At 56.6% G+C, this 11,667-nt stretch carries 13 protein-coding genes; 2 read left to right on the top strand and 11 right to left on the bottom strand.

The annotated features are described in order from the left end of the window. A partial coding sequence (locus tag QT231_RS23625) for an IS3 family transposase (RefSeq protein WP_308338364.1) occupies positions 1-93 on the top strand: 93 nt, incomplete at its 5' end. A gap of 86 nt (positions 94-179) precedes the next feature. Here QT231_RS23625 and QT231_RS23620 read toward each other — a convergent pair. The 7 genes from QT231_RS23620 to QT231_RS23590 all read right to left on the bottom strand — a co-directional run bounded on the left by QT231_RS23620 (position 180) and on the right by QT231_RS23590 (position 6,755). After that, entirely contained in the window at positions 180-674 is a 495-nt protein-coding gene (locus QT231_RS23620; RefSeq protein WP_308339221.1) for a copper chaperone PCu(A)C, read from the bottom strand. Between the two features lie 139 nt (positions 675-813). Continuing rightward, positions 814-1,530, bottom strand: coding sequence for a sulfate transporter CysZ (gene cysZ / locus QT231_RS23615; RefSeq protein WP_308339220.1), 717 nt, complete (start codon positions 1,528-1,530; stop codon positions 814-816). A 78-nt stretch (positions 1,531-1,608) separates the two neighbouring features. After that, positions 1,609-2,334: a phosphate signaling complex protein PhoU gene (gene phoU, locus QT231_RS23610; protein WP_088698318.1), complete on the bottom strand. Its 726-nt coding sequence runs from the start codon at positions 2,332-2,334 to the stop codon at positions 1,609-1,611. A 31-nt stretch (positions 2,335-2,365) separates the two neighbouring features. Further along, positions 2,366-3,181: a phosphate ABC transporter ATP-binding protein PstB gene (pstB, locus tag QT231_RS23605; RefSeq protein WP_308339219.1), complete on the bottom strand. Its 816-nt coding sequence runs from the start codon at positions 3,179-3,181 to the stop codon at positions 2,366-2,368. Then, complete coding sequence (gene pstA / locus QT231_RS23600) at positions 3,175-4,599, bottom strand: phosphate ABC transporter permease PstA (protein WP_308339218.1); 1,425 nt, start codon at positions 4,597-4,599, stop codon at positions 3,175-3,177. The genes pstB and pstA overlap by 7 nt, the downstream gene beginning before the upstream one ends. Further along, positions 4,596-5,714 (bottom strand): ABC transporter permease subunit, encoded by a 1,119-nt coding sequence (locus QT231_RS23595; RefSeq protein WP_308339217.1) that lies wholly within the window; start codon positions 5,712-5,714, stop codon positions 4,596-4,598. The genes pstA and QT231_RS23595 overlap by 4 nt, the downstream gene beginning before the upstream one ends. Positions 5,715-5,867: 153 nt before the next feature. After that, positions 5,868-6,755 carry a phosphate ABC transporter substrate-binding protein gene (locus tag QT231_RS23590; RefSeq protein ID WP_308339216.1) on the bottom strand — a complete coding sequence of 296 codons (888 nt, stop codon included), beginning with the start codon at positions 6,753-6,755 and terminating at the stop codon, positions 5,868-5,870. Positions 6,756-6,963: 208 nt separating this feature from the next. Between QT231_RS23590 and QT231_RS23585 the strand changes: the two genes are divergently transcribed. Beyond that, on the top strand, positions 6,964-7,380 hold the full coding sequence (locus tag QT231_RS23585) for an acyl-CoA thioesterase (protein ID WP_022521117.1): 417 nt from the start codon (positions 6,964-6,966) through the stop codon (positions 7,378-7,380). Between the two features lie 85 nt (positions 7,381-7,465). On the opposite strand, the gene QT231_RS23580 is transcribed toward QT231_RS23585, so the two are convergent. From QT231_RS23580 to QT231_RS23565, 4 genes are all read right to left on the bottom strand, one after another. After that, positions 7,466-8,560 carry a TRAP transporter substrate-binding protein gene (locus QT231_RS23580; protein ID WP_308339215.1) on the bottom strand — a complete coding sequence of 365 codons (1,095 nt, stop codon included), beginning with the start codon at positions 8,558-8,560 and terminating at the stop codon, positions 7,466-7,468. A gap of 104 nt (positions 8,561-8,664) precedes the next feature. After that, positions 8,665-9,144, bottom strand: coding sequence for a phosphate-starvation-inducible PsiE family protein (locus QT231_RS23575; protein ID WP_308339214.1), 480 nt, complete (start codon positions 9,142-9,144; stop codon positions 8,665-8,667). 32 nt (positions 9,145-9,176) lie between these two features. Continuing rightward, positions 9,177-11,375, bottom strand: a complete 2,199-nt coding sequence (gene uvrD, locus QT231_RS23570; protein WP_308339213.1) for a DNA helicase II — start codon at positions 11,373-11,375, stop codon at positions 9,177-9,179. A gap of 71 nt (positions 11,376-11,446) precedes the next feature. Continuing rightward, on the bottom strand, positions 11,447-11,667 hold a 221-nt coding region (locus QT231_RS23565; protein ID WP_308339212.1), incomplete at its 5' end, for a hypothetical protein.

The raw sequence follows: 11,667 nt of genomic DNA, 5'->3' as shown, positions 1-11,667 counted from the left end.
CACTACATCCATTACTATAACCACGAGCGCATCAAGTCCAAACTAAAAGGCCTGAGCCCGGTGCAGTACCGAGCTCAGGCCTTGTCCGCTTAGTGTTTTACTGTCCAAGTTTTTGGGGTCAGTTCATTCGGCGGGGTTTTTTCTATGTGTTATTTGCTATGTAATAAAAGTAACCGACATCAGTGATGATGCCCATCAGCTGCTTCGCTACCTTCTTGGGCGCTTTGAATCCAGACTTCAATGTCCACATCACCCTGTTCCGCAAAGGTGAGTGTGAGAGGGAACCGCTCCCCCTCCTTTAGCGGCCCGGTTAAACCAAGCAGCATTAGGTGAAAGCCGCCACCAGGGCGCATGGTATAAGTCTCCCCTGCCTCGATACGAATCTCATCCACATGCCGCATTTGCATCATGTCGCCGTTCATTTGCATATCGTGCAGCTCAACGCTGTTACTTGCCGCGCTGCTCGCGCCAATAAGAGTAACGGGGTCTGAAAAGGCGGTGATATCTACATACGCGGCGCCGTTTTCAGCACCCGGTGGGGTGGGTGTGGCGAAGGGGTGCGTGATGCGCAGAGCGTCTGTTTGCACGTCGTGGGCGAGTGCTCCAGACGTCATTGAAATAGATATGGCGCCCATCAAGAGTACGCCACACAGCCAAGCCATCGGTTTTAACATGCGTTTATTCCTTATTGTTTATTGAATGGAGGGTAATTTAGCTAAAACGTAAAGGTAGCAAAGCAGTATAGCCTGGGTAATAAGCGCCTACTGCGGCGTGATGCCACGTGCGTCATTATTTGCGTCACTATGTGCGTCATTACATGCCGTCTCTATAGTGGTCATCCCAAAGCAGTACGGCACCCGCGACAGCGCCGGGAATCAGAAATAGATTGGCTAGCGGAATCCAGGTGATAAGCGTGACCAGCCCCCCAAAACTGAGACTTTGCCACCAGCGCTTAGCGAGCCGTTGTCGCATATCGGCAAACGTTACCTTGTTGTTATCCATGGGGTAATCCAAATAGGTGATGGCCATCACCCAGGCGGAAAACAGCGCCCAGAGTAGCGGGGCGACTAAATTGACGCCGGGAATCCAACTGATCACAAACAGGCCGGCGGCACGCGGCAAAATATAGGCGAGCTTAACAAATTCACGACCCACCGCATCAATGGATGTTTTGGCCAGATTTCGGTCATCAATGGGCTCACGGCCAGTGGCTTGGATTTCAACTTTCGCGGCTAAGAAGCCGTAAAAAGGGGCGGCAATTAGGCTGGTAATCAGCGTGAAGGTAAAAAACACCACCACTAACAGACTCATCACAAACAGGGGCCAGATAAGCCACGCTAGCCAATCAAGCCAGGCAGGTACCATGCTCATCCAATGAGCCAACCAGCCATCGAAGCGGCTGAGCACAAAGCTGAACATACTCACGTAGACAATCAGATTGACTAAAATCGGCAGGAAAATATAGCGGCGCATACCCGACTGATACACACAGCGTGTACCTCGGCTAAGCGCAGTGACAGCATCCAGCATGTTGGGCAGCTCCTCGTGATTCAAACGTCCAGACCGCTTAGCAGCCTGGACGTATTGCAGGAGGAAACCCCTATCAGGTCAAGACTTTTTTAGTACCTTCGGATCCAGGTCGTCGGTGTCGCTATGGCGAATATCCAGCCCTTTGACAAGATAAACCACGTACTCAGCGAGGTTATCGGCATGGTCACCAACCCGCTCCAGCGCGCGCAGTACCCACATGATGCTGAGTACTGAGGTAATCGAACGTGAGTCTTCCATCATAAAGGTCATTAACGAGCGCATCGCGCTACTGTACTCGTCGTCTACCAGCTCATCTTCACGCACGACCTGCATGGCTAGGTCGGTATCAAAGCGGGCAAAGGCGGTGAGCGCATCGCGCAGCATTTTACGCACGTGCTCGCTGATGTGACGTACTTCCACCAAGCCGCGAATGGTACTGGTATTTTCACTCAGTAGCAGCGCATTGCGGGCGATTTTGCTGGCTTCGTCGCCAATGCGCTCAAGGTCTGAGGTGGCGCGGATGACGGCCAGCACCAGGCGCAAATCTGATGCTGCAGGCTGGCGGCGCGCCAGTACGCGGGTACATTCGTCGTCGATTTGCAGCTGCAGGTCGTTGACCTGACGATCATTGTCACGCACCTGCTCGGCCAAGCGTGTATCGCCTTCCAGTAGGGCAAAGACAGCGTCCTGCACTTGTTTTTCCACCAGACCGCCCATGGCCATCAGATGGGTCTTCAGCTCTTCCAGCTCCTGGTTGAACTGGCGAGAGATATGCTGGCTGTGAGAGTCGCTAGTAATATCCATGGAGCACTCCTGACGTTTCCGTCGCTAAGGCCTAGGTGATGCGGCCGGTGATGTAGTTTTCGGTACGTTGCAAACGGGGGTTGGTGAAGACTTGATCGGTAGGCCCGTATTCAACCAGCTCACCTTGATGCAAAAAGGCGGTGTAATCTGAGACGCGCGCTGCTTGTTGCATATTGTGGGTAACCAGTATCAGCGTTAGCTCCGATTTGAGGTTACGGATCAACTCCTCAATTTTGAGGGTTGAAATTGGGTCGAGTGCTGACGCGGGCTCGTCAAGCAGCAGCACGTCGGGCTGTACGGCCAAGGTACGGGCAATCACCAGGCGCTGCTGCTGGCCACCGGAAAGCTGCCAGGCGGAGCGGTGCAGGCGATCTTTCACTTCATCCCACAAGGCTGCAGATGTTAATGCCCACTCAATAATGTCGTCCCTTTTGCGTTTAGGGAGGCGCTGTTGCAGTCGCAGACCAAAGGCCACGTTTTCATAGATCGACATGGGGAAGGGGTTGGGTGTTTGAAATACCATCCCGACACGCCGCCGCAGCTCGGTTACATTCATTTGCGGGTCATGAATATCCTGCCCTTCCAGCGTGATTTGACCGCTGTGGGATACCAACTCATTAAGATCGTGCAAACGGTTAATGGCCCGAAGCAGCGTCGACTTACCGCAACCCGACGGGCCGATGAAGGCCGTGACACGATGCCGGGGCACGCTTAGGGTTAAGTCGCGCAACGCCTCTTTCCCCGCATAAGCGAGGCTAAAGTGATCGATGCTCAGGCAGCTGTGTTCAGACGGAAAGTGCGCCACTGGTGCCTGAGAGGTATTGGCTGAATGTAATGACGCTAGCATTCGTTTCCCCGTTGACGGCTAAGATAATGACGCAGAAATATGGCAGTTAGGTTAAGCAGCAGCACAATCAACACTAAAAGCAGTGCCGTAGCGTAAACCAGTGGTATGGCGGCCTGCACATCTTCGCCGTGAAAGGCGGTATCAAATAAATGATAGCCAAGGTGCATGAACTTGCGCTCTAAATGCAGGTAAGGAAACTCACCATCGATGGGCATCTGAGGCGCCAGCTTCGCGACCCCCACGAGCATCAACGGCGCCACTTCACCGGCCGCACGGGCGACCGCTAAGATGACCCCCGTTAGCATGGCGGGGGCGGCCATGGGCAGCACAATGCGGGTGAGCATCTCTAAGCGTGTAGCGCCGAGCGCCACAGCGCCTTCCCGCTGCGCCTCGGGAATGCGCGCCAGCCCCTCTTCTGTTGCCACAATCACCACCGGTAGGGTGAGTAGCGCGAGGGTGAGTGATGCCCATAGCAGGCCGCCGGTGCCAAAGGTGGGCGAAGGCAGCGTATCGCTGAAAAACCACTCATCCAGCGAACCGCCGATGCCATACACAAACACCCCTAAGCCAAATACCCCATACACAATCGACGGAACGCCCGCGAGGTTGCGCACACCAATACGTACCAGGCGTGTCAATCGCCCCTGGTGAGCGATTTCATTGAGATAAATAGCGGCCAGCACCCCAAACGGGGTCACCATCACCGACATTAAAATCACCATCAGCACCGTGCCAAATATGGCGGGCCAGACGCCACCATTGGTATTGGCTGCTCGTGGGCCCTCGCTCAAAAACCGCCAAACCTCATCCCCCCAGGCGAGCATTTTCTGCCACCCGCTCATGGCATTGGGCGCTTGAGCGCTCACCACGCTGGCCAGCGGTTGGCGCAGGGTTTGGCCGTCCACGGTGGTGAGTAGTAGCTGGCTCTCCTGGCGCTGGTTGGCGGGTAGCGTTAAGAGAACCGCCAACTGCTGCCAAGCGGTGTCTCCTTCCCAGCGCTCACCGCCCTGCTCAATAGCCACTAAACGGCCAATAAAATCCCCCCAGGGGCTGCGTTCGACGCGGATCAGGTCTTTGGGTTGGGCGCGCTCGACAATTTCATCAATCGCCACCCAGCGCCAGCGAACGCCATCGATATCCTGGTTGCCGGTGAAATAGAGGCGTTCTTCCCCTGCCTGTTGGGGCAGCGCGACCTCGCGTACGGCTTGGCCAGCAAAGGTTTCACCTGAGCTAAGGGTGATCTCTTCCAGCGTGGCGGGCCAGAAGTGACCTAGCCCGCGCACCAGCAGTAGCGTCAGCAAGGCGCCCAGCATCAGCAGGGAAAGCGCTACGCTGGCTGCACATAGCCAGGGCCATAGCGCATTTAACCAGCTAAAACGAGGGCGGCGAGATGCCGAGTTGGCCGAGACAGAGGTCATAATGCGCCTCCTATCTGATGGTAGCGGCGGCGCAAGCGTTGTCGGACGACCTCGGCAAGGGTGTTAACCAGAAACGTAAATATAAATAGCACCAGCGCGGCCAAAATCAGCAGGTGGTAGGTCTGTCCGCCGGGTGATGCTTCAGGCAGCTCAATGGCGATAGCCGCGGCCATGGAGCGCATACCCTCGAAGGGGCTGGCGCTAAACAGGGCGGTATTGCCGCTGGCCATCAGTACTATCATGGTTTCGCCTGCCGCCCGGCCTGCTCCAATCATGATCGCTGAGAAGATCCCTGGGCCCGCTGCCACGAGGGCCACTTTCCACAGCGCCTGCCAGCGGCTGGCCCCCAGTGCTTGGGCGCCCTCTATTAAGGTCGAGGGCACGTCGGCCAGCGCGTCTTCCGCCAGTGAGTAGATGCTGGGGATAACGGCAAAGCCCATGGCAATACCGACGATCAGCGCATTACGGGTGGCGTAATCCATGCCATAGCGCTGATCGAGCAATTGGCGTAGGTCACCGCCTAACCACTGCTGCTCCAGCCACGGCGCGAGCCATAGCGCTATCGCCACCATCAGGACAAGCCAGGGAACTAGCCAAAGGCCTGCCCAGGAAAGCGCTAATCGGCGGCGTAGTCGTGATTTGGCCAACTGCCAGAGTAAACCGGCAAGCGCGGCGCTGAGGGGGAGCCAAATGATCAGCACCAAAGCGCTGACGAGATGACGCTCGACCCAAGGCGCCAGGATAAGCCCGGCAATAAAGCCCACCACCACACCGGGGATAGCCTCCATCATTTCGAGCGCGGGCTTGATGCGCGAACGCAAGCGGGGTGACATAAACAGTGCGGAGTAAATTGCAGCCCCTAAAGCTACGGGAATGGCGAACAGCAGGGCGGCGAGTGCGGCCTTGAGGGTGCCCCATGCCAGGGGCGAGAGCTTAGCCAGCGCCAAGGTGTCGCCAATCGCCAATAGCGGGAGGGTTTCCCACACCAAAAAGACACCGATAGCCAGGATTGCCAGCAGCACGCCCACGCCACCCGCGGTAATTAAACCGGTGGCCATACGGTCTTTCAGCAGTCTAAGCGGCTGTCGAGAAGAGGGTAACCGAGGTAGGGTCATGTGGATATCATGGCAAAACCGAGGTGATCATAGCGCTGACCAAAATATAGTGAAAAACAAGATGTCGCGAAAAACCGTACATAGAAAGATTCCTTACCCTAAGACAATTATGTGTCAGTTAGATGACAGTGGTTTGCCGCTTTTTGTTGAGCGTTAAGGGCGCTTTTGCTGTTCGCTGATAACCTCTTGAGTTAATGGGACAAAACCAGATGCGCGAGCAATTTGTTGACCCTCCTCGGATAGAATCAGCGTTAATAGTGCCTGTTCAGGTGGCGGCAACGTCTCGCCAGGCGGCAGGTTTACATAGAGATAAAGGTAGCGCGACAGCGGGTAATCGCCGCTTTGTATCGCCGCTTCGTTGGGCGGTATGGCAGTGCCCGCGTCGTTATAGAGGCTTAACGCGTGCACGGCTGGGGTGAGGTGGTTAAACCCGGCGTAGCCCATCGCATTGGCCGATTCTCCCACCGCGGCGACCACCGCGGAAGAGCCCGGGTGCTCGCTGATATCGTCGCGAAATTGACCGCCGCATAATGCCCTCTCTTGAAATAATCCGTGGGTGCCCGAGGCAAGATTGCGCCCGTGCAGCGCAATACGGCCAAATGACCAGTCACGGGTTGCTTCAAGCTGCTCCCAGCGTCTGATTGCTGTTTCGCCACCGCAGGCGCGCGAGGTAGAGAAAATGGCGTCGACCTGCTGGCGGGTGAGTGCACGCAGAGGGTTATGGCGGTGTACGATAACGATAAGCGCGTCACGGGCGACCTTTAATTCCAGCGGCGGATAGCCATAGCGCTCAATAAAGTTATTGCGCTCTTCACCAGTCATCGGGCGAGACATCGGGCCAAGCCGGGTGGTGCCAGCCATCAGCGCTGTGGGCGCACTGGCCGAACCGCTGGCTTGAAATTGCAGCTTTACCTCCGGATAGCGGGTAGTGAGGGTTTCACCCCAGCGCAGCATTAGCCCCGCCATTGTGTCGGAGCCCACTGCGCCCAAAGTACCGCTGATAGCGGCTGGTTGCCCCCAAGCGAGGGTGGGTGCCAGCATCAGGATAGCCACTGCCCGGCTTAATAAGGTGCGTCGAACAGTGAAAGTTACCCCCTCATTAATGAAAAGAGTCCTCCAACGAGTATTCAAACAAGCGTCCTCTTATGGTTAACTGAAACTACTTCTTTGTGTTGCGATGCAGCAATACACCTAAACAACGTGACTATCTGCAACGTTTACAACAATAAACTGACTAAGCGACTAACTCATGACTCTTCTGGAAACCGATTTGGACGACGTTCCCGCGCCTCAAGGGCAACTAACTTTAAAATTACTGGCTTCCCGCCAAGATACCAATTTTTATGGTGATATACCCGGTGGGTGGCTGGTCAATCAAATGGATCAAGCAGCTGAGCTGGCGGCCGGGCGTGAAGCGGGTGGCCGCACGGCGACCGTGGCGATTGAGGCCATGGACTTTCTAAGCCCGGTACGCGTGGGCTCGATGGTCAGCGTTTACACCCAGGTACAAGAGATTGGCCATAGCTCGATCAAAATTGACGTAGAGGTCTGGGTGCGCCCGCCCCATGGGCAGCGCATAGAGGAGCGCCAAAAAGTCACCGAAGCGCGCTTTGTTATGGTCGCCTTGGACGATAATGGGCGCATTCGCGCGGTACATAGCGACTAGCTCTCCCATCAAGACCCCGTCGCAAATAGCAAAAGGGCGCTTAGTGCGCCCTTTTGCCGTGCTTGTCGCTTAGCTGTCTAACCCTTTAGCCATCAACGTTATCACGGTTCTTGAGGTAGGCGTATTCACCCACATCGCTGAACGGGCGCAATAGCTTCTGGAAAGCAGAATAAGACTCGTAAACACGGCGAGACTCTTCGTCGCTGTCGACCTGACGCTGAATCGCTTCCAGCGACGAGGTGTAAAGCGCTGCCATCACGTCCTCGGGGAAAGTACGTAGCTGAACGCCATGCTCATCGACCAGCGCTTCCAGTGCCTGGGCGTTGCGGAAGGCAAATTCGCTGATCATGGCCATGTTAGACGCTCGTGCGGCCTCGCGGATCACGTCCTGCAGGTCTTCCGGCAGCGAATTCCAGGCATCCAGGTTGATCGTGCCTTCCAGTACCGCAGAGGGCTCGTTCCACGCCGAGGTGTAGTAGTAGTCAGCTACCTGATGCAACCCAAACGCCAAATCGTTATACGGCCCTACCCAGTCAGCGGCATCCAGTGCGCCGGTTTGCAGCGAGGTAAAGATTTCCGACCCCGGCATATTGACGGTACTCACGCCGATGCCGTTCATCGCCTCACCTGCCAAGCCAGGAAGACGCAGTTTCAGCCCCTGCATATCGTCTAGCGAGTTGATCTCTTTCTTGAACCAGCCCCCCATCTGCGCGCCGGTATTACCCACGGCAAACGGCTTAAGGTTGTGATTGGCGTAGATCTCATCCCACAGCTCCTGGCCACCGCCATGGTACAACCAGGCGTTCATTTCGGTGGTGGTCATGCCGAACGGCACGGCGGTAAAGAACTGCGAGGCAGCCACTTTGCCGCGCCAGTAGTAAGAGGCGGAGTGGCCCATTTCAGCGGTTCCGGCAGCCACGGCGTCGAACACTTCCAGAGCGGGTACCAATTCACCCGCACCGTGGACGCGGATCTGCATGCGGCCATTGGAGAGTTGCTCTACCCGGCGGGCGAAATCATTCGCACCGGTGCCCAAGGCAGGAAAGTTTTTCGGCCACGAAGTGACCATGTCCCAGGTATAGGTCTCTTGAGCGCGCGCGCTAGAGGTGGTGACAAAAGGGGCAGCAGCGACACCGGCGGCACCCAGGCCGACGGTTTTGAGGAAGTTACGGCGTTGCATGGTGAGCAAAACTCCAGAGTTAGACATACTGTTGTTATAGGGCGCAGAGTGCGCGGTATTCGCTAGTTAGTATGCTGTATAGCGAATTTAGCCCGCAAGCTTGTTTAATCATCTGCTGCGTCTTTCATGCTGTTGCCATGGCGTACCAGCCAATAGCAGCCGCCTAACGCCAAGACCGCCATCGAAAGTGCGCCGATCTGCCAGGGGTCGATGATTTCCATATCCAACACCATAAACTTACGCACCAGCGCCATAATGGCAATGAGTACGACGATCTCAACGTGGATGAAACCTTTACCACTGGTCATCGTGCGGATGATGGAGTTGTTGAACTCCATGGCAATCAAGACGGTAAGAATCATGTCGAACAGTGCTTGAAATACCCGATAGTCAAACGGGTCGCGACTTTGAATAAACAGCAGTTGCACCACATGAATAACCAGATAATACATGGCGACGAGCACCGCGCCGCCAATGGCGAGCGTCAGTACCATCGATACCAAGCGTTCAAAACGCTGGTAACCGCTGAGTGCCTGCCAGCCGTTACTAACTTCGGGAAATAGGCGTTTTAAGCGTTGTTTCATGATGATCTACCTGTTGAGTAAAAGCCCTGGGCTTAAAGCGGCGTCAACTTGGCGAAGCCGAGTACCAGCCATTTTACCCCTTCGCCTTCAAAGCTGACTTGTACTCGGGCGCGGGCGCCTTCGCCTTCCGCGTTAAGGATAATCCCTTCGCCAAATACCGGATGTTCAACTCCCTGGCCGACGTGCAGGCTGGGTAGGTCGTCGCTGCCCTCGACGCTTTGCTGGGCAAAGGAGGTGCGCGACGCGGTGACCGGGCGGGAAATATGCCCGCGCAGGCGGACTTCTTCCAACAGGTGGGGCGGCAGCTCGCGTAGAAAGCGCGACGGTCGCGGGAACACCTCTTTGCCGTGTAAACGGCGGGTTTCAGCGTGGGTCAGGTAGAGCTTCTGCATGGCGCGGGTGACGCCCACGTAGCAGAGCCGCCGCTCCTCTTCGAGCCTGCCCGGCTCTTCGAGCGACATTTTATGCGGGAACAGGCCCTCTTCAACGCCGGCGATAAACACCACGGGGAACTCCAGGCCCTTCGCCGAGTGCAGCGTCATTAGCTGGACGCTATCCTCAAACTCTTCGGCTTCGTGGTCACCGGCGTTGAGGGCGGCTTCCGAGAGAAACGCTTCCAGCGCCGCCATGCCTTCGCCCGCTTCGGGGGCTTCGAATACGTCGCCTTGGGTGAAGGCGCGGGCGGCGGTGACCAGTTCTTCCAGGTTTTCGACCCGCGCCTGGCCTTTCTCGCCGCGCTCACTCTTGTGGTGCTCAATCAAACCGGTATGTACGGTAACGTGATCGATAATCTCGTGCAGCGCCATGCCGGAAGCATCGTTATCGAGCTGCTCGATCAGATTGGCGAAGGTTTGCACCGCATTGGCGGCGCGGCCTTTCAAGGTACCGTCGTGAATAGCGTCATGGAGCGCCTGCCACAATGGAATGCTCTGCTCACGGGCGCGCAGGCGAACAATCTCCACCGTGCGCGTACCGATGCCGCGGGTGGGCACGTTAATCACGCGCTCCAGCGAGGCGTCGTCATCGCGGTTGAGCATCAGGCGTAGATAGGCCAGGGCGTTTTTGATCTCCAGGCGCTCGTAGAAGCGGTGGCCACCGTAAATCCGATAGGGCATACCTTGGCGAATCAGCGTCTCTTCCAGCAGTCGTGACTGGGCATTGGAGCGGTAGAGAATCGCGATATCGCGGCGGTTGAAGCCTTCGTCGACCTTCTCTTTGATGGTATCGACGATATAGCGGGCTTCTTCCAGGTCGTTAAACCCGGCGTAGATCGAGATTGGCTCGCCCTCGATGCCGTCAGTCCACAGGTTTTTACCCATCCGCTCGCTGTTATGGCTGATCAGCGTATTAGCAGCTTCCAGAATCGCGCTGGTGGAGCGGTAGTTTTGCTCAAGCCGAACGGTGTGGGGTTGCGGGAACTCCTGCTCAAAGCGGCTGATGTTCTCCACCTTGGCGCCGCGCCAGCCGTAGATCGACTGGTCGTCATCACCGACGGCGGTCATTGGGGTTTGCATGCCGGTGAGCAGTTTTAGCCAAGCGTATTGTAGCGTATTGGTATCCTGAAACTCATCCACCAGCACGTGGCCAAAGCGCTCCTGGTAGTGCTTCAGAAGTGTCGGGTTATCGCGCAGTAGCTCGAGGCTTCGCAGCAGCAGCTCGCCGAAATCGACCAGACCTCCCCGCTCGCAGGTGAGCTGGTAGCGCTCATACAGCTCCACCATCTGGCCCATGTAGGCATCGCCGTCGACATTGACCTGGTGCGGGCGCAGCCCCTCTTCCTTACAGCCGGAGATAAAGTGCTGCACTTGGCGCGGCGGGTAGCGCTCGTCGTCGATGGAGTAATCTTTCAGCAGCCGTTTGACCAAGCGTAGCTGATCGTCGGAGTCGATGATTTGAAAGTGTTGCGGCAGCTTGGCGTCCTGCCAGTGAGTGCGTAGCAGGCGGTGGGCGATAGAGTGGAAGGTGCCCACCCATACATGGCGCATTGAGAGGCTCAGCAGCGCCTCAAGGCGCGTGCGCATCTCTTTTGAGGCTTTATTGGTAAAGGTGACGGCGAGCAGCGCGTAGGGTGACAGCCCTTCCGCCTGCATCAGCCAGGCGATGCGATGCACCAGCACGCGGGTTTTACCGGAGCCAGCGCCTGCGAGCACCAACAGATTACCTTGGGGGGCGCTCACTGCTTCGCGCTGGGCGGAGTTGAGCTGATCGAGAATCGCCGTGACGTCGTCCATAGTAGCCGCTGCCGGATCAAAAAATAGGCGGCTAGTCTAGCACAGCCAGGGAACTGGCTGTGTATACAGGTTTAGTGATTGCGGTTATTCGCAACTGCTACCTTTAAAAACTTTCTAACAGGGGTCGAGGGCAGGCTGAAGCGAGGGTCTTTTGCCATGGATGGCAAAAGTAGCGCCCAAGGATGATGAGATGGTCTCCTCCCCCCCATTGTCGGCGTCAAAATGCGCCAGAATGAAAGTGTCACTTCATTCAAGACGGGAGAAGACCATGAACAAGTATAGGGTGATTGGC

The organism is Halomonas sp. SpR1 (assembly GCF_031010175.1).
In the GTDB taxonomy this organism is placed as follows: Bacteria; Pseudomonadota; Gammaproteobacteria; order Pseudomonadales; family Halomonadaceae; genus Vreelandella.
This window is presented reverse-complemented; position numbering and strand designations above follow the sequence as displayed.

Bases quoted from the DNA above. Each gene is read 5' to 3' on its own strand.
- QT231_RS23620 (WP_308339221.1), bottom strand. From the start codon at position 674: ATGTTAAAACCGATGGCTTGGCTGTGTGGCGTACTCTTGATGGGCGCC.
- cysZ (WP_308339220.1), bottom strand. From the start codon at position 1,530: ATGCTGGATGCTGTCACTGCGCTTAGCCGAGGTACACGCTGTGTGTAT.
- phoU (WP_088698318.1), bottom strand. From the start codon at position 2,334: ATGGATATTACTAGCGACTCTCACAGCCAGCATATCTCTCGCCAGTTC.
- pstB (WP_308339219.1), bottom strand. From the start codon at position 3,181: ATGCTAGCGTCATTACATTCAGCCAATACCTCTCAGGCACCAGTGGCG.
- pstA (WP_308339218.1), bottom strand. From the start codon at position 4,599: ATGACCTCTGTCTCGGCCAACTCGGCATCTCGCCGCCCTCGTTTTAGC.
- QT231_RS23595 (WP_308339217.1), bottom strand. From the start codon at position 5,714: ATGACCCTACCTCGGTTACCCTCTTCTCGACAGCCGCTTAGACTGCTG.
- QT231_RS23590 (WP_308339216.1), bottom strand. From the start codon at position 6,755: ATGCTGGCACCCACCCTCGCTTGGGGGCAACCAGCCGCTATCAGCGGT.
- QT231_RS23585 (WP_022521117.1), top strand. From the start codon at position 6,964: ATGACTCTTCTGGAAACCGATTTGGACGACGTTCCCGCGCCTCAAGGG.
- QT231_RS23580 (WP_308339215.1), bottom strand. From the start codon at position 8,560: ATGCAACGCCGTAACTTCCTCAAAACCGTCGGCCTGGGTGCCGCCGGT.
- QT231_RS23575 (WP_308339214.1), bottom strand. From the start codon at position 9,144: ATGAAACAACGCTTAAAACGCCTATTTCCCGAAGTTAGTAACGGCTGG.
- uvrD (WP_308339213.1), bottom strand. From the start codon at position 11,375: ATGGACGACGTCACGGCGATTCTCGATCAGCTCAACTCCGCCCAGCGC.